General features: G+C 39.6%; 15 protein-coding genes and 2 pseudogenes. 1 reads left to right on the forward strand and 16 read right to left on the reverse strand.

Annotation, left to right across the window (positions count from 1 at the left end; genetic code table 11):
* Positions 1 to 781 precede the first annotated feature (781 nt).
* From R2B72_RS13105 to R2B72_RS18680, 7 genes and pseudogenes are all read right to left on the reverse strand, one after another.
* Positions 782 to 2,182, reverse strand: a complete 1,401-nt coding sequence (locus R2B72_RS13105) for an S-layer homology domain-containing protein (protein WP_318617061.1) — start codon at positions 2,180 to 2,182, stop codon at positions 782 to 784.
* Between the two features lie 36 nt (positions 2,183 to 2,218).
* On the reverse strand, positions 2,219 to 3,691 hold the full coding sequence (locus R2B72_RS13110; RefSeq protein WP_318617062.1) for an S-layer homology domain-containing protein: 1,473 nt from the start codon (positions 3,689 to 3,691) through the stop codon (positions 2,219 to 2,221).
* 199 nt (positions 3,692 to 3,890) lie between these two features.
* Positions 3,891 to 4,964, reverse strand: a complete 1,074-nt coding sequence (locus R2B72_RS13115; protein ID WP_318617064.1) for a S26 family signal peptidase — start codon at positions 4,962 to 4,964, stop codon at positions 3,891 to 3,893.
* Positions 4,961 to 5,464, reverse strand: a complete 504-nt coding sequence (locus R2B72_RS13120; RefSeq protein WP_318617066.1) for a sigma-70 family RNA polymerase sigma factor — start codon at positions 5,462 to 5,464, stop codon at positions 4,961 to 4,963. Before R2B72_RS13120 ends, R2B72_RS13115 begins: the two co-directional genes overlap by 4 nt.
* Positions 5,465 to 5,484: 20 nt before the next feature.
* The gene (locus R2B72_RS13125; RefSeq protein WP_318617068.1) at positions 5,485 to 6,750 is read right to left on the reverse strand and encodes a polysaccharide deacetylase family protein; all 1,266 of its coding nucleotides are present in this window, start codon (positions 6,748 to 6,750) and stop codon (positions 5,485 to 5,487) included.
* A 1,045-nt stretch (positions 6,751 to 7,795) separates the two neighbouring features.
* Positions 7,796 to 8,635: a carbonic anhydrase family protein gene (locus R2B72_RS13135; RefSeq protein WP_318617069.1), complete on the reverse strand. Its 840-nt coding sequence runs from the start codon at positions 8,633 to 8,635 to the stop codon at positions 7,796 to 7,798.
* A 582-nt stretch (positions 8,636 to 9,217) separates the two neighbouring features.
* Positions 9,218 to 9,635: pseudogene (locus tag R2B72_RS18680) on the reverse strand (type I restriction enzyme endonuclease domain-containing protein); the annotation flags it as partial.
* 498 nt (positions 9,636 to 10,133) lie between these two features.
* Between R2B72_RS18680 and R2B72_RS13145 the strand changes: the two are divergent.
* The gene (locus R2B72_RS13145; protein WP_318617070.1) at positions 10,134 to 11,324 is read left to right on the forward strand and encodes a M14 family metallopeptidase; all 1,191 of its coding nucleotides are present in this window, start codon (positions 10,134 to 10,136) and stop codon (positions 11,322 to 11,324) included.
* A gap of 140 nt (positions 11,325 to 11,464) precedes the next feature.
* Here R2B72_RS13145 and R2B72_RS13150 read toward each other — a convergent pair.
* The 9 genes and pseudogenes from R2B72_RS13150 to R2B72_RS13190 all read right to left on the reverse strand — a co-directional run.
* Positions 11,465 to 11,584: pseudogene (locus R2B72_RS13150) on the reverse strand (hypothetical protein); the annotation flags it as partial.
* A gap of 397 nt (positions 11,585 to 11,981) precedes the next feature.
* Positions 11,982 to 12,197, reverse strand: a complete 216-nt coding sequence (locus R2B72_RS13155) for a hypothetical protein (RefSeq protein ID WP_318617072.1) — start codon at positions 12,195 to 12,197, stop codon at positions 11,982 to 11,984.
* 124 nt (positions 12,198 to 12,321) lie between these two features.
* Positions 12,322 to 12,705: a hypothetical protein gene (locus R2B72_RS13160; protein ID WP_318617074.1), complete on the reverse strand. Its 384-nt coding sequence runs from the start codon at positions 12,703 to 12,705 to the stop codon at positions 12,322 to 12,324.
* Between the two features lie 247 nt (positions 12,706 to 12,952).
* Positions 12,953 to 13,171: a hypothetical protein gene (locus tag R2B72_RS13165; protein WP_318617075.1), complete on the reverse strand. Its 219-nt coding sequence runs from the start codon at positions 13,169 to 13,171 to the stop codon at positions 12,953 to 12,955.
* 217 nt (positions 13,172 to 13,388) lie between these two features.
* Positions 13,389 to 13,616 (reverse strand): hypothetical protein, encoded by a 228-nt coding sequence (locus R2B72_RS13170; protein WP_318617076.1) that lies wholly within the window; start codon positions 13,614 to 13,616, stop codon positions 13,389 to 13,391.
* A gap of 263 nt (positions 13,617 to 13,879) precedes the next feature.
* Positions 13,880 to 14,392, reverse strand: coding sequence for a GNAT family N-acetyltransferase (locus R2B72_RS13175; RefSeq protein ID WP_318617077.1), 513 nt, complete (start codon positions 14,390 to 14,392; stop codon positions 13,880 to 13,882).
* A gap of 105 nt (positions 14,393 to 14,497) precedes the next feature.
* Positions 14,498 to 14,797 carry a RhuM family protein gene (gene rhuM / locus R2B72_RS13180; protein ID WP_318617078.1) on the reverse strand — a complete coding sequence of 100 codons (300 nt, stop codon included), beginning with the start codon at positions 14,795 to 14,797 and terminating at the stop codon, positions 14,498 to 14,500.
* Entirely contained in the window at positions 14,794 to 15,099 is a 306-nt protein-coding gene (locus tag R2B72_RS13185) for a virulence RhuM family protein (RefSeq protein ID WP_318617079.1), read from the reverse strand. Before R2B72_RS13185 ends, rhuM begins: the two co-directional genes overlap by 4 nt.
* A 477-nt stretch (positions 15,100 to 15,576) precedes the next feature.
* Positions 15,577 to 17,862, reverse strand: a complete 2,286-nt coding sequence (locus R2B72_RS13190; protein WP_318617080.1) for a TOTE conflict system archaeo-eukaryotic primase domain-containing protein — start codon at positions 17,860 to 17,862, stop codon at positions 15,577 to 15,579.
* Between the last annotated feature and the right edge of the window lie 602 nt (positions 17,863 to 18,464).

Consider the following 18,464-nt stretch of genomic DNA (forward strand, 5'->3'; position numbering starts at 1 on the left):
TAACTGTTTATACCAATAAATCAAAACCATTAATCTATTCATATCGATTCTAAAAGCCCCAGCATCCATTTCTGAATACTAGGGCCTTAAAACGATCCTATAGGATTCTAAACTACCATCATCATTTCTTCAAAAAACACTTGCAGGATAGGCTACGTCACCATTTACTCTAAATACATACCACTTTGTATTTGGAGGTATCGTATTGAACAATCGAGAATTATATTTTAATCAGTCACTATGGTCGTGAAAGGAATTTGTTCAGCTTTTAGTTCTAGTGTTAGTCTTAGTTCCCTTTTTCGTTGAGTCTTTATTAATGAAATACTTGTCAGAGTTATTTCAAAATGACTTGTATGCTGATACTTTGGTTGGTTTTATGATGTCTATCATTTTTATGTCGGCGCTTTATTTTATCGCGCTAAAGCCTAAACGACTCTCTTGGCATGATGTAGGACTATATCGTTTCCTTCAACTCCTATTTAGCACATATAATAAAGATAACGGGAATGCACTTGTTAAAACAAAGTAAAAAGGACTACCCAAACTGCGTTAACGTGCGATATTAAATGATCGTCAGTGCAGTTTTGGGATTTTTAAAATGCTAGCCTTTTTTAAATAGGAATTTTTATAAGCGTGCTGGTTCTAAACAATTCGAAATTGTGTTGGAACATAGTACCTTAAATTTGTTGAGATACGGGAAATGCAAAGAGAATCAGATGAGTGTCTGGCAACCTACACTCAAAAGCAGCTACCCCTCCCCCTGATGCATGCTTGATTCTGTTCATTTTTTCAATGAATGTTTCTTTCCGTTCACGTCAATAATTTCCACAGTCGTAACCGTCAACTTCATATCTTTTGCCTCGATACTGGATATTTTTTTCGTTTTCCCGTCTAGTAAGCTGTATGAAAATACACCTTTTGTATTGAAATAAAACATCGTGCCTGCATCGAATTTGACGGACTTGTTATTTTGCGTTACTTTGGTTGAAAATCTTGATCCTTCCAGTGGTTCGAAAATGACGCGTGCGTCGAACTCTGTCACTTTCACCGGTTCCACTGTGAAAGTCCCTTTGTGATAAAGGATCAGCGTCTGGTCCACATTAACAGCATCGTTGAATGTCGGATCGAACTGTCGCATTTTCTTCTCTACAGTGTAATAGTAGTCATGCCCGTGGACGCTGAAATTCCGCATGCTCGCCGCTTGGCTTGCATCGACCACATCCAGATCCCAATACTTGATATGATTTCTTCCGCCCTGTGCACTTGTCTGAAACACCCCATACATATAGGGCATATCTGTCCCTTGGGATACAGCAGCCCAGTATGGGACATAAATCATGCCGTTCTGGATGATGATCGGAAACACTGTTTCCAAATGGACTTCAAACAATCCATCTTGTGTCGGGAAATCCCGTTCCGTCAGCAGTTCTGTTTCCTCTTTTGTTTTTTTATCAATTTTCACGAGCTTGTCGCCTTTGATTGTATACTGGAACCCGTCCTCTTCCACCACCATCCCCTTCTGGCTGACATAGGGATGCGGTTCCGGCAATTTCATCTTGTCGTCAATTGCACGTGCAAGGAAAGAAGAGAATTGAGCGCGCGTGACCGGATTTCCTGGTTTGAATGTGCCGTCTTGGTAGCCGCCCGCAATTCGATTCAGTGCCACGCTATTGATATCTGCGAATGCCCAGTTAACCGGTGAGACATCGATGAACATCGGTTTCTGTTCCAATGGAAGGTCGAATGCCCGGCGCAAGATGGCTGCCATTTGGGCACGCGTCGTCTGTTCCGCTGGTCGCATATAGCCGTTTTCTCCACGTAGGATTCCCTTTTCGTTAATGGTTGCAAGCGTCCTATAGTGAGTCGACTTTTTCGACACATCTTTGAAGGTGGCAGTCGGATTTTCCAGTAACGGAATGTCCAGTGCCCTGAGGAGCATAGCGGAAGCTTGAGCACGGGTGATCGGCTCATTCGGCCGGAACGTGCCATCTGGATAGCCCCCGATAATATCCTTTTTGTACAAGAACATGATGTCCCACGTCGCTCCGTGCCCATCCTGCATATCTTTGAAAGAGATCGGGTCGTTATAGGGCGGATATTCCGTCTCTGCTTTCGCTGTGGTCGTTAATGAAAACATAAGCAATAGCAATAGCGTTAGCAATGAAATTAGGTATTTTTTCAATTGTGTACACCCGCTTTCTATGAATATGGCATTCAATCAATGATCCATCTCGTAATTTTTACTCACATCAACGTTCACAATGGAGCCAATTCGCTGGACCTGTACATATAAGCCTGTCCAAGCAGAATAGCACTCCGGTTCTATAGCTTCACAATATCTCTCGCTTAACCTGCGATCATAGTCAATAATGATCGTACCTTCTTTCTGGCCAGTGGCTTTGACGCGAAATAGATTCGTGCCTGGATCTCTTGTGATAATGGCTATCTGCTCGGCGTCTTTTGTTCGGATTATGTGCTTGACCAAGTCGGCTGTCGCTGTCTCCTCATAGACATCAGACGGATTTTCTTTCAACGTTTTAATTTCATAATAAAAGCGGTCATCGTTCTGCTTTACATCAATCCCATGCCGCTCTTCCTCCCCACCCTCAAACCGTAGCGTGGCAATATACTGGCCAGGCTTGTCGATATCAAACCATACATTGAAACTATTTCCATACTCTTCTTGCTTGAACGTCACACTGTCGGACAACTTTTCCCCTTGCATTGTGGTCAGGGAAATATTTTGAACCTTTTCCTTAAGGAAATAAAACTGCACCGCAGTCGGAAAGATGTCATCCGTCTCTTCCATCGTCAGCTTCAATTCACCATTCACCTTTTTAATAGTTACGTAATACTTTTTATACGCCAATTCATAGGAACCGTTGCTAGGAAGACCCGCAATATTAAGTTTTCCGGCCCCTTCCTTCAATGGGACCAATTGAACTTGATCCTCCGTGTAGCCCTCTTTTCCGGCTACCTGTATTGATTTAAACAAACCGTCATTCGACTTATCGTAAACAATTTCACTAATCCGCCTCCAGTTGAAATCACTAGCCCTTAGCGTTATCATCGTTGGCTTCGCTTCTTCAGTCGCTTTCAACATTTTGGCCGCCTGTCCTCTTGTGATAGCAGCATTCGGGCTAAATGTGTCAGGTGATGTCCCCGAAGTGATGCCGAGTTTATAGATGGTAAGAATATTTTCGCGATGTGACTGTAGATATTCAATATCTTTGAATGGGTTTATTATGTTCCCATCACGCGGCAAATCGAACGCTTTGACAAGAATCGAAGCCATCTGCCCCCGTTTAATCGGATCGTTCGGACCGAAACGGCCATCTTCATAACCACCAATAACTCCTTTTTCGGCCAGCGCTGCAATCGCTTTGTAGTAGCCGTTCGCTGTCGAGACATCTTTAAAGTCTGGATTCTTCACGTTCGAGGTGTCCAATTTGATCATCTTTGCGATGATTGCGGCCGCCTGTCCTCTCGTGATAGAGTTACCCGGTTTGAATGTGCCGTCCGGATAGCCTCCAATAATATTACGTTCGGCCAAATCATAAACCGCTTCTGCAAAATGTTTTGATGAGGGTACATCTGAAAATCGTTCAGTGCTTGCGGCGAACGTGCCGGATAAAGGCAGACTGCAGACAAGCAATAGTGCGCTGAGTATTATAAGTAGTTTCTTTCTCACTTGCATTCTTCCTTCCTTTTCTAGTAACAGGTTTTGTTTAGAGGAAAATATCCCCTATTTCTAATGCTTTTCAAACTAGCTGTTGGAAAAACAGGTTGGTGCCTCCATATAGTAAGCGGTTGGTTGACGGCTACTTCTTCTGGAGAGCTGCTCACCAGTTTTTCAAAAAACGTGTCGGGGTTCCCATACCCCCACTTCTTTATTGTGCTATCACCCAACGATCTGAGCCTGCATCCCGCTTCATAGTAAATACCCGATCTGCTACCCCTTCTCGCCCATATTGGTAGCGGATCTCTACCTCATTGTCAGAAATAGGAACCGTTTTCCGATAAGATGCCTCTACAAACAGTTCACCTAACCGGCTAATTTCTGTAAACGCAGGCGTTTTTGACAAATTGCCGAAGCCCAACAAATCGTCATATACATACAAATCAAAATATTGCTCCGGTGTATAGTTACCTGTAAGCTGTTCGGATAAATAATCCATATACATCGAAAGGGTACGCTCTTCCGTTGCTAGGCCTACAACTTGCCCATAAATTTTATGCACTGGCGTAATCGTTGCCCCCTGCACCGTTTTACTTGCCGGGAAATGGTTCAATAAAAAATATTCCCGCGCATTCAACAGCTGGTCGTACCCCCCTGCAATCGTGATTCCCTGCTTTTCATAATGATCCATAAGTTCAGATTGCAACGGTTTGCCGTTTATCTTCAGCTGGCCTTTTTTCAGCACAACTCGATCCCCCGGGACTGCAATCACCTCATAATAGGCATCCATATAGGTCGGCAAATGGCTTGTCGTATTGGTCATCGTACGTACAATGTCGCCCGCCTCATAGACAACCTCATCGAATAAATTCGATTTGCGCTCAATGACCGTATGCATTGCATCCGAACTTCCGTTTAATGAAAACGTTTCTTGATCCACATAATATAGACCATCGACTTGATCAAAATGCGGAAGTGCCGCAAATTCCTCATAATCAATGGCTGACAGTTGCTTCTTCTTCTGAAGTGCCGATATTTGCGCCAAATCAACCAATGGATCATATGGGACACCAGGCCCCTTATCTGAAGAAAGATAATTCGTAGGGTCAATTGTGAGAATTAGAAACAGTGCTACTACAGGAATCGCTACCGTGACAAACAGCACTTGCCAAGAAAATGTTTTAGCCGGTTTTCGTAAACGTTCATGCACACCCTGCTTTATCCGCCTTTCCTGCTTCGTTGTATCGCCCATCATTTGATCAAGCTTACGTTTGAAATCGCTCAATGGCTCTCCACCTCCCAGTCCTCTTCCTCAAAAAATCCCTTTAGCTGCTGCTTTGCCCTTCGTAGCCGTGTTTTCACTGTATTTTCATTCAGCTGCAGATAGTTGGCTATTTCCGCTATCGATTGCTCGTCATAATAATATAATAGTAATGGTTCACGGTATTTTAACGGCAGCTGGAAAAGATTTTTTTCAAGTAGCACCAGCCGCTCTTGCTCCAACACGACTTCTTCTGCACCTTTCGCAGTAACAAAGATTGTATCGAACAGCACATCTTTTTTATGCTTCCACGAGCGCAAATAATCTTTAGCACGATTGGCTGTTATTTTCGTTAAATAGGTTTTCAATGATGCCTCATTGCGAAACTGGTCACTCTTTTGAAAATACGAAACAAATACCTCTTGAACAATATCCTCAGCAGTCGACCAATTCTTCACATATAAATAAGCGATGCGCACTAAATAACGCGAATGCTCATCAATTATTTGATTAATATTATTCATTTACGAACCCTCACCCTCTTCTACGGCCACGTCATGTCCCCCTCCACATACATAACAAATTGCTCAAACGATTTTTTCTCTGTTATTCCGTATCGGTGTACTTCATAATTGGAAGTCTTTTGATTTGCATACCCTTCGGTCGTCGTAAAGCCAATCAACAACCCTGCCTCCTTAGCTGCCGCGATGAACTCCTCATGATAATGCCCAAACGGATAGGCTAATGATACGGCTGTCGGTACTTGCTCGATATTGTGCTGTAAATCCAAAAGAATCTCTTCTTTTGAATGTTCTAACGCAACCCCTACAGCCGACTCCTCATTCAATGAATGCAATTCATATGTATGTGCTTCGAACTGAAAAACATCTGCCAGCACTTCTAAATCCGCAGCGGTAAAAAACTGTAGCGGACCATCCGCATCAAACAGCTGCGCTCCCTGCGCCCGATCCGTACGTGAAGAAATAATGTGCTGAAGCGCACGAAACCCGTATTGCTTTAAAATGGGATAGGCATATTCCTTCGTCGATAATAACCCGTCGTCGAATGTAATGAGCACAGCTTTGCTCGGTACAACAAGGCGCCCTTCCAAATAATCATACAACTGATGTGCCGTCAGCGTCTCGAAATGATGATCCTTTAAGTACCCCATCTGCTGCTCAAATGCTTCCAAGGAAATCGTACTATCCATCGTTCTCATCAACTCGCGCGGCAAAACCTGATGGTAGACAAGCACAGGAAGGCCTTCGTCCAAAGCAACGGACTGCTTAGCAATATAACCCGGTCGCTCTCCTATTGCAAGGATATACCAATCCCCTTCCTCCCCTACAACCGGGTAGCGATAGCCTTCTTCCATCTCTAGTATAACGCTGCTCTGCAAGTCAGCATCCTCGTAAACCGCGGTTTTTTGCAGCGTATGAACCGCGGCAAAGCGCTCCGTATGTAAAACTGTCGAAAGCTTCTTTTTTTCAACCGTCGCCTGCCCCTTACGAACAAAGGCAGTCATATTTCCCAATCGAAGCTCATAATACGCCTCATCCTCACCAGTGATCGCAACAGGCTGATTCGCCTCCAACTCGCCAATCTGCGTCAAGGCCGCCCCTTTCATATAAATCGGCTGACGCTCCTGCAAAGTCAACACCCGCTCAAATACCCGCTTCGTGACAAACGGATCCCTTTCTTGCGCGAACACTCTTCCTTGCGTTTCAATCAAAATCCATATCGCACTAACACTTATTATAAATACAATCAAGCACGTGAATAACGGCATGTTTCTAGAAATTTTCCTCATACATTTACCCCCACTGTCAATTAAGTAACGTACAGACGAGGTTTTTCAGAAAAAGTTTCAAAGATTTTTTAAAAGTTTTTTTGGACTACCCTGTATTTTGACAAGATGCCCAGTTGTAATAGAAAATAAGATTCGAAAGGCTTAGTCCCATTGGTTATTATGCTGTTGCACCCCTTCTTCTCCTTAAAGCGTACGAACAAAATGTTCTTCAGCTTTTTTGGTCCGTATATGAATGGATAATCTCATAATAGGGGCTGTTCTTGGAGCTGTTCTTGGAGCTGTTCTTGGAGCTGTTCTTGGACACGTCCTTAAACCGATTTTTCACTGCCGCCTCTGCCTACATTGGTAAAACAATAGCAGGAATAGCAATAGCTGCCGCCTAGTCCTTTCCAAAAAGTCGTACATCTTCATTGTGAACCGTTTCCATTTTCGAAACAGGTAAAGATCTCTCCAGTTCTTCAGATTCATAATCTACGACAAGCCATTCTTGAAAAATATGCAATGGTTAGTCGATGAGTCTTATGGATTCATATCTCTATGATGACGCGCCTATCACGAACTTTGCATCTATGAATTATGAAATTAACTCAATTGATAAAAAGCTGACAACCACTCCATTGAAGAGGTCGTCAGCTTACTTTAGTTTATAGTCAGATATTCATTGATGGTATTGCGTACATCTCTAATCCAACTTCGAATAATGCAAAATCCGGTATGAATGTTATCCTATGACGCACACACCTATTGCCGTTAAAAGTGTACCCCATACCATAGGTTTTTCAGCTCTGAGTTTTACGAACATTCACTCTCGGGCGCGAATCATCCCAAGAATAGCGACCAAATAATTGAGTGACAACATACCTGATTGAAAAGCAGTAAAGCCACGTCCTACTTGAACATACGTATTTGCTACAACGAGGTTTCTGGCAAAAATATAGACAGTAGCTCCAACAAGTTGCCAAGGATTTTTTATAATGTCCTTTACAAAGGGAACAGTTTAGATTAACGATGCGAGTTTGAGTTGTTATTGTTTCAACAAATTTGTTTACATACTAGGTTCAATTTCTACTTCACGTTCATTTAAAGGTTGAACCGGGCGATGATTGTCCTTAAAAATTTGACGGAATAAATCAATTTGTTCCTTAGACATTTCAATTGGCTGCTCCAAGACGATCCATTCAACTTCTTCTGAACATGGAGGAGTAGTTAAAGAACCTTCATAACGGAAAGTTTGCTTATTTTCTGGCAATAGTCCCATTAAATCAATTGCCTCAGTTACTTTTACATCTTTAGTTGTTACTTTTTTAGGAAGGACTTTCCATGATTGTTCTAAAGCCGTGTTAGTCGCACCTTCTTTAATCATTAAACCGATAACGGCTAATTCATTACTCGCACTTTTATGCACAAGATGCACTTCCATATCAAAATTCTTGCCGTCAAATTGGTGTTCACTCGGAGTATGGAAATGGAATTGAGCTAACTTGTACTCTTCTCCGTCTAAGACAATGGAATTATCTAATGCTGCTGGATTTCCTTGTATCGTATGGCCGTTGTTAGCTAAAGAAAATTTTGTTGGGGCATAATTAAATTTCAGTTCCTCAACTTTGTCGTCTTTCTCTGTTTTTGCCGTTTCGATGTTAATCGGAGACTGTTCCTCGCCGTTTGTACAGACAGCGTTTTGAGGATCTAAATTCCCCCAATGTTCCGGACCGGTTTCTCCTTCATAGGACCAGTGAGCTGGTTGAACCTCCGTTGTTTGCTTCTCTTCTTGGACCTTTTCTGGAGCCTTTACTTCTTTTGGCACATTGGCTGTTTTAGAAGAACAAGCAACGAGTGATAACAAAAGACAAGTCGACAAAATTGAATAAATAATTTTTTTCTTCATTTTTCTGTAGGTCTCCTTTCTCATTATAACCTATATTAATATAATATAAGTTATATTAGTATACGTCATCCGCTAAGAATATAAACGGTTAGTCATCAAATTACGAACATTAGATTCAACGAAGTTAAGTTCATCTTTTCAAATTTTATTATGGGGTTGTGACCGAAACCATTGAACTTCTTTTTTTATGAAAAATGCCTCGATAGTCGTTCCCTTTTATGGTTAGATTAAATTGAAAACGTTCGTTAGCTTGACCTTCAAACATGGTGTAATTACTTCAACAGTTCCCAGCAAAATGAAAATTTCCTTCCTTATTAGTTGGTCTTTAAAGTATTCCCTAAATTGTTTAGTTTATGTATTGTTTCCGTTTTGTTTTGTTCTTATATTAACTACCCCAAATTAGAGAAAGGTACCACACAATGATGCCAATTCAACTATCGGAATAAATTTACACTCGATAAATGGCCTTTCTCATACCTCGCTTATTTTTATCCATTTGTGTTGTATCTTCTGGAAATTCCTGTGAACAGATACCTAGAATTAAGTAGGACAACTAAAGGTTTTCCTTACCTCGTATTTACACACGTTGGAAGTTTCAATGGCACGTTTGATGTATTTATTAATGGCATTATTCAACATCTCCGTGAATTTTTGCGCTTTCACCAAGTTTGTTCGTTGTACGTTTTTCACTTTGCCTTGCAGCAAGCGATTTAATAGCTCTACCGCCAAATTTTTCTGGGACAAGACTCGTACTTCATCTAAAACTCATCGGATAAAATCGAAATGTCGGGATTTTCGATACCGATTGACGTGTAAATATCAATGACTTCGTCAGAAATGACAGTTTTGAAATGAGCTGGTTTAGTTGCGTGTCGATTTGCGAAGAGGTCTCTTGCGCTTCTGGCTCAGTTGCGCACAGTGCGATTGCTTTTGCAAATTCCGTAACGACCTGCATAAATCGTTTCTTTTCTTCTTCGCTTAGTTCAATGACAAAATCCATTGCCTATCACACCGATTTCGGCATTCGGGAAATAATACCTCATTACTGCTCCTACTGATATCTAGCTAAATTATCTCGTTCTTTGCCATTCAAACTATCAACTCCCAAACTTCACTCAATTTCTAGTTTAAGTGAATTAATTCCAATAATCGGATTATAGGCATGAATTAAGGAGCACTCCTAATTTTTAATACTACAACTCTATCCACATACGGTCCAAGCAATTCGATATATATGTAAATGATATCCAAATTGAAAGGTATTTTTTGGTTGTTCGATATGCAAACAACTGGATTCCAATAACTACCGTAGAAGAAATGGCACAACAGGAATATGATGTATTGAACTTTTGAAAAACCAAGGTGTCAAAAAGATTGGCGTATTGGAAAGAGGTACGAAGCTGTTTCATTTCCACTCACTCAATGGAATAGCCAAATTAAAGCCCGATTTCTCAGCATTAATTAGTACTAAGTATTTTCAACTAAGAGGAGGAACGACATGGACATATTTGTTAGACCTGGAGATTCGTTTTGGAATTTTAGCCAGCTATTCCAGATGCCTCTTCAATTGATTATCGATTCCAACCGAAACATCAACTCACTATTACTTACCGTTGGCCAGCAAATTAAAATTCCTGGATTTGTTGCTGCCAATTATACAATTCAAACAGGAGACTCTTTATGGTTGGTTGCCCAAAGACAAAATATTCCTTTGTATACGCTTCTTCTTGTCAACCCTAATCTTGAACCGAATCGACTGCAAGTTGGACAGATGATTAAAATTCCTCAAAGGATTACCTGGAGGCTTATTAACGGGAAACAAAATTATGATTACGACATCATGATGAATGATATCAAAAGGTTACTAGCCGTTTATCCATTTTTGCAAACCCCTCCTATCGGAAATTCCGTTTTAAGAAGAGAAATACCAGAAATTGTGGTTGGTAAGGGTACTAAACGAGTTCATTATAATGGTTCATTTCATGCGAATGAATGGATTACCACCCCTATCGTTTTGACCTTTTTAAATGATTATTTGCTTTCCCTAACGAATCAAACTACTATCCGCGGTCTTTTCACATTCCCTTTTTACCAGCAAACGACATTATCCATTGTTCCGATGGTCAATCCGGACGGAGTCAATTTGGTGATAAATGGTCCGCCTGCAAATGAGCCTTGGCGAAGCAGAGTTGTTGAATGGAATAATGGTAGCTTGGATTTTTCGAAGTGGAAAGCCAATATAAATGGTGTGGATCTGAATGATCAATTTCCTGCCAATTGGGATTTGGAAAGAGCCCGTAATCCTAAAAATCCGGGTCCAAGAGATTATGGTGGTGAAAGTCCTTTGTCCGAACCTGAGGCGATTGCGATTGCGGACCTGACAAGAAGACGGGATTTTGCAAGAGTACTAGCATTTCATACACAGGGAGAAGTTATTTATTGGGGGTATGAGAACCTTGAACCTCCTGAGTCTGAAGTTCTTGTTAACGAGTTCAGTAGGGTGAGCGGATACGAACCAGTTCAAACAATTGACAGCTACGCTGGATATAAGGATTGGTTTATTCAGGAATGGCGGAGACCTGGATTCACAGTTGAACTTGGTTCAGGAAAAAATCCGCTTCCATTAGACCAGTTTGATGAAATTTATCAAGAGGCGTTAGGGATTTTTTTAGCTGGATTATATGTATGATTAATTAACAAAATTCGACTTAATGTGCGGGTGCCCTTGAACGAAACAAAGGTGAATAACTCACGTAATTAAGTTACCATCCATCTATCGTGCGATTACGGATGGGTACGGGGGCGTTTCGCTGAAAGAAGTTGCTGCTTTTATATAATTATAAAGCTGGTAATTTTTGAATGGATGCGATAGCCTACTGCAATAATGGCATTGAGATTATAAAAGTTTGTATTATATGTTTTACCGTCATAAGCAGTATGTGCAAAATTTGCACATACTGCTTTTTCATCTAGTTCTTACAGAGTCTCACAAATTCTAGTCGATGCTCACGTTCTCTTTAATTGCCTTCGTCAACTCATGCACGATTACTTTCAAGATGGTGTCGTAGAAAGCTACATCTTCTTTGATTAACCACTATGCTTCGCCTGCTTAATAGGAATCACTCATTTCCTTTGCCATTACGATTAGTTCTTTGATGACTTTGGGTGTTTCAATGTTACGTTTGTAGATGTATGGATAGCGTTGTTCAACATTTTTGTGCTTTCACTAAGTTCGTTCGTTGTACGTTTTTCATCGCAAGAATAGATGAGGTAACGATTTAGATAAAATACAGAAGGTGGAAACGAAAGGAACCAGTAGTTAACTGAATCAATCTAATCTCCAACTTTACCCGTTAACGACCACGAAAAAAGCCACAAGATCTTGATGATTGTCTCGCGTGACACCATGTCCGTCATTGTATGTCTTAAAGGTCACTTTCGCACCTAGCGTTTCGAAGTACTCCTTACTTTCCTCCCCCCAATGCGGTGGAATGATATAATCATACGCCCCATGTGAAATAAAGATGTTCAAATGAGCGACTGGGTGCTGTTCATAATCCAACTTAGCATATTACCTGCTAATCGCTTCCCCTGAAATAATCTAACCACAACAAAAGCGATTGCATCTATGATAGATGTAATCGCTTGTTATGTGCCCATGTCATTTCCAACTATCGCCAAGTAATTCACCTAACCCATTTCAACTGTGCTTCATGATCTGATGTCTTTATCGTCAGCATATCAATTAATTTTCGCTGATGCAGCAGGATTTCTTCAAATAGCACATCATTTTCTTTTAATTCTTGAATGTCGATTTTCATTCCATCCGTCGTTTCTCTTACCGCAGCTAATTCATGACGTGATTCTAATATAGCTTGTTTAATTAACGGAATGTCTGCTACATCAGCTTTAGTTGCTAGCATCGAGATGTCTTCCTTGGTTGCCATACTTGAGATGTCTTCCTTGGTTGCCATGTCGTTCTTCATAATTGCCATGTTATTCTTCATATTTGCCATGTCTTGTCGCATTTCTTTCAATTCATTTTTAATTTCAAGTAAAACATTTTCCATTCTTGTCCCTCCTCTCTTATTATTCCAAGTATCTTCTTCATTATTCACTGTCCCTGATAGCAGCAATGAAAACCATAGTCACCAAAACTACCACGTGAGCTTAATCACATAAAGTTACTCAAAAGAAGTCCTTTTAATTATATCACACAAGAACATACGTTTCAATCATGGACAGTTGAAAAGTTGTTATTTCAGATTGCAATGGCAATTGAGTAGATTTCTTTGAAAAAGGAACTTATCTTTTATTTTATTCAGTATCCCAGTCTATATCCTCAAGCCGAACATATTCGCCATTTTTCATCTCTTCCCGAGCCTCATCAATGCTTTTTTGTTCACGTGGAGTTAATTTTGTGAAATCAGGATCCCATTCGCGAACAAGGGTATAAATATATTCGATTGCCAATTTTTGTTTATCTTCTGGTAAAGCCTCGAGTAAATCTATGATTAGTTCTGAATCTATCTCCATATATTTAAAACTCCTTTCTTAAATATTCTATCGATACCATCATATATCATCAGGTCAAAAATATGGTGAATGTTATCGTGATTTAAAGGAATAATGAGATTAACCATCTATCACCAAACTCACTTTTAACCTAAGTTCATTTTGTAATTATTTCTTAAATTTATTGAATAACGGTTCTAAACAATTCGGAATTATGTCTGATTTTTAAATTAGCACCTTAAATTATAAAGTTTTTAAGACCCGATTCGTCTCTAATCCGTTGGTCACGACGAGAATGTTCAATCGTATTTAGCAAAAGCTCAAACTCATGACGTGATTTATTATTTGTATAAATTTTATAATGCAATTCTTGAATTAAATCTTTATCTATTACTCCCCCCAGTGCATCCAAATATTCCTTCTTCATGTAATCAAAATAGAGCTCAACATATTTTTCCATTCCCATTCGCAATCCCTCCGCGATGCCTGCATCCCATGATTCAATACACTTTATCCTATTTTCCAAAATCATACCCCCATTAATATGATAAACATCGAATACATATCTCATTATCCTGTCGAAACACCAAGTATTTCTTCATAAATCATTTTTCAGTCGGCTTCTTCAATAACGCTTGGCATATTAATTAGATAATTCCCGATACCTTCGTAACAAACAATCATGATTATTTAAACTTTCACGATCATTTCTTGCACAAGTAGAATTAATTAAGAGTCGCTTTCGAAGTTCATAATAAAGGCTTTTACAATGATTCCGTCGTTCATCGGTTCTAAATCAAGTTCAGGGAAATGCTCAAACCCCATACTTTCATAAAGAGACAAGGCCTTTTTCATAAAAGAGGCAGTGTGGAGACCAATTTTCGGTTTTTTTTCTTCTTTTGAAACTTTTAAACAATGTTCCACTAAGGCTTTGCCGATTCCTTTACCACGAATCGAAGGATCAACCGAAAGCATACGTATTTCTGGAAACTCTTGAACACTATCGCTCCAATCATAGGCTTGAATAGAAGGTGGAAATAAAACAACACTACCTACGATTCTGTCATCTAGCTCTGTTACGTATATTTTTGCGTTATTTTTCAAATCGTTGTCAGAAATAAGTGTGTTTTTTAATACCTCCCAGTGTTCTTTTGAAACGTATTGTTCATATTCTTTGTAACTTTCTAGCCTAAGGTTTCTAATTGTTTCTATTTCTTCGATTTTCATTTCTCTTATTTTCATTGAATCCATCTCCTTTAATCCGTAATATGTATTGCATTATATGTATACTATAAATATTGATTTTTTAATTTCCAGTACAACAAACAATCATGATTGTTTAAACTTTCACGATAGTTTCTTGCACAGGTACTTTAATCCAAACCCCATTGTCGGATGTTCACTATCCACACGATCATGAACAATCTCAGCTGCCGTTTTCCCAGTTATCGCAAAGTGCATTTTATTTTGAACGAAAGCATAAAATCGCTTTGTTACTTCTGAGCCCGATTGATAATCACTACTACATTGTTCAAATACATCCGCTATTTTTTGATAAGCTCTTCGTTCAGAAGCCCTGATTTCACGAATGCGTTCTAGTAGTTCGTCAAAGTAATCTTTGCCAAAAGGTCTTCCATTTTTCATCATTTCATCATTTCATCATTTAGGACAAACCCTTTTACAATGAACTCTTTTAACGTCTGCGTAGCCCATATTCGAAATTGAGTGGCCTTTTTTGAGTTGACGCGATAGCCAACTGCAATAATGGCATCGAGATTATAAAACTCAATATCTCTTTTGACATCTCTGCCACCTTCATTTTGAACTGTTTCCATTATGGAAACAGTTGAAGACCTCTCAAGTTCTCCAGATTCATAAATATTTTTTAAATGTCTTGAAATCGCCGCTTTCTGTACATCAAACAGCTCTGCCATCGTCTTTTGCGTCATCCAAAAATTTTCATCAGCAAAAAAACGTTGACTGAAATTTTCCCTTCATCCGATTGATAGATAATGATTTTATTTTCTTTTGACAGCTCATCCATCTAAACATCTCCCCTTTCAAAACGTTAGTTTCTACCACACTTTTCTTGAAATGTATAGTTCACTTTTTTCTAGTATGAATCTCTGTTTTCCACTCAATCTTTCTCCTAGCAGATAGAGCTACAAAGAATGTACGTTCTTAATCCTATCCTATCATAAACTATCCTGTTTGCACCAACAAATCAAAGCATTAATTCATCTAACTCCAACCGCAAAAACCCCAGCATCCATTTCTGAATACTAGGGCCTTAAACTATTCTTATAAATCCATCCCACCAGCCATCAACTCCGCCTACTTCTGCAAGTCGGGTGGATAGCCGTACTTGTTCAGCAGTATCGTGGGCATATTAGAGGGTTGTGCTTGGCCCTAGCACCCCAGATAAGTTAAAACAGATTCATCTGCTCTGATACATCCCCTGTCCCATCTGCCATCACATACCCCATCAATTTATAACCTGGTACACGCTTGCCATACATCGCCTTCAAAACAGGAACCTTATCGTCTACATAATCATACACTTGGACTTCCTGCTTTTGATCGTGGTTTCGATGAAGACGACCGACATATTGTTGCAAAGTTCCTTTCCATGAAATTGGCATAGTTAAAAATAAAGTATCCAGTCGGGCATCATCAAATCCTTCGCCAATGTATTTTCCTGTGGAAATGATGAGCCTCTCTTCGCTATCTGGAATCGAGGTTAGCCGTTCAAACTCCTTTTCCCGTTCTTTTTTCGTCATGTTTCCTGCCAGCACAATGATATTTTTGGCGAATCCATGAAACATCTGTTTCATGGATTCTAAGTGCTCCAGACGCTCGGTTAAGATAATCGGGGAACGTCCATCTTCCAATGCGTTTAGTACATCGTCAAAGATTTGAGTATTTCTATTCAAATCCAATGCCAATTCCTCATAAATTTCATGAAACTCCGTTTTCTTCGTCATAAAATCTGTTTCTCTCTTGATTAACCGATGGCCAAACGGGCGAACTTTCGCCTGCGATTTAGCATCGATTGTGGCACGAATTGGACCACATTGCATCGTAATAATTGGATGTAACCCATCTTTTCGTTTGGGCGTAGCTGTTAATCCCAATACGTATTTTGCTCGAATTTGTTGTAACACTTTCTCAAAAGTAACTGCTGAAATAACATGACATTCATCCACAATAACTTGTCCATATTGAGTGATAAAAGACTTTAATTGGCCCCCATAGTTTAAACTTTGGATTGTTGCTACATCTACTTTTCCAGTTATATCGTTTTTCCCTCCACCAATTTGTCCGATTTCTTTTGGGGATATGTTCAAAAATGTTGCAAGTCGTTCCACCCACTGCTTCATTAATTGAGTACGATGGACAATGACTAATGTATTGACCTTTCGCTTGGCTATTACAGCAGTAGCTACAACTGTCTTACCAAAACCAGTAGTTGCCGCAAGCGTACCATGATTGTTCTCAAGTAATGTATTGACGACCTCGTCTTGTGGCATGGATAAATTTCCATGAAAGTCGATGTCAATATTTTCACCGGCATAAGATTGATTTAAAATGTCTAGTTGAATTGATTCATGTTTCAACAAATTTTGTAGCTCTTCTAAACAGCCCCTTGGTAAAACGAGCTCCTTCTGTCCATCATTTGCACATTGAACCAATCGAGGAATCCCATGCGTAGACATTCTTTTCACTTGCGCTTTATAAAACTCAGGATTATTAAACGATGCTACGTTTCCTATTTTTTCTAATAAATCTGAAGGAATCCCTTCCTTACAAATATGAATACCATTTTTTAATTCAACACTAATCTTGTCAGGCCTCAAGAAAGAACGTTCCTCTTTTACGTGATCATGATCACGAAGTATCAAATGAATCTCTTGCTCTGTCATTTTTCGAACAGACGACAGATACATCCATTGGTCAGGATAAGGAATAAAATGCTGGTCGACAAATAAACTATTCCCTAATTGCCCTGGTCCTTTTTGAAGTGGCAATGCAATAAGGTTACCAAATCCTCCTTTCGACAAAACGTCCTGATTCGGAAACAAACGGTCGAATGATGCTAATTGGTGCCCACCATTTCGTTCCTCTGTTTTCGATAAAAGATACATCCCTAGCTTTCTTACAGTCACTGCCATCACATATGAAGTGAAGAAAATCCAGACATGCGCACCATTGCCAGAACGAGATCGTTCAATATTAAAAGGAACATTCAACTTAACGCAGGTTCCCGAGAATAATTTCACATCCACTTTCCATTGATCCCCATCGAAATCAACCGCCAAAAAGGTACAGGTTCCATCCGGTAATATTGGGTAAATTCCAATAGTCTTTTCGCCGTTCAACTGTTCCATTAATACCTGATCAGTCAAGGGAAGCAATTGGCGATGCTGACACTGATTGCATTTAATAAGCGGCTTTTGGCAAATGGGTTTCTGCCATTCCAAGGCGCACGCAGGTGTGTATCCACTTCCGCCACTTTGCGATTCCCAGCGCAATGCATAGACGTCCTTTCGCCCTTTAAATAGACTTTTAAAGAGACTGACTTTCTCTTCTATAGAAGATAGCTTACTCACTATATTTCCAGTAATATAGTTATTCTCTCGATTCATCATCTTCACCAATAATTGTTTCAAATAATGGTTTTCCTGCTGCAGTTTCTCCATTTCATCTTTCATATCAATCCCTCAATTTACATGACGTTTACTGTTACTATATCCTATTTAGTTAGGAAATTATCAATGGAAGGTTTCTTTTATGATGAAATAATAAAACTGACAACCACTACATTGAAGAGGTCGTCAGCTTGCTTTGGTTTATAGTCAGATATTCATTTTAAAACATGAGACAGGCCTATCTTCTAATGTGAATTTTTTTAGTCTACAGAGTTTCAATTCAAAGATGATGTTAGTTAGCAATCAGATCTTTTTCGTAACGCTTTAAAATATACTCAGCCCAATATTGTTCATCAAAATGATGAACATAAAAAATTAATTCCAAATCTAGTTCATCAAATATATATATTGTTCAAAGTTCAATTTCCTTCACTCCCATCACTGTTAAGCATGATATTGCTACTTCTGAGTGCAATGACAATTGAGTAGATTTCTTTGAAAAAGGCTTAATTCCCCGTTAAAACTCATTTGTCCTGAAATATTAGCTTTCTCGCGGAATCGATAACTGGCTCAATCCGATCACAGCAGAAGAAATTGCACCTTTCTTTCATTAGTATCTAACTGCAAAATATCGACTGCTCTACGCAGTTTTTTCGGAGAAACAA

Origin of the sequence: Sporosarcina sp. YIM B06819 (genome assembly GCF_033485175.1) — a bacterium.
GTDB lineage: Bacteria > Bacillota > Bacilli > Bacillales_A > Planococcaceae > Sporosarcina.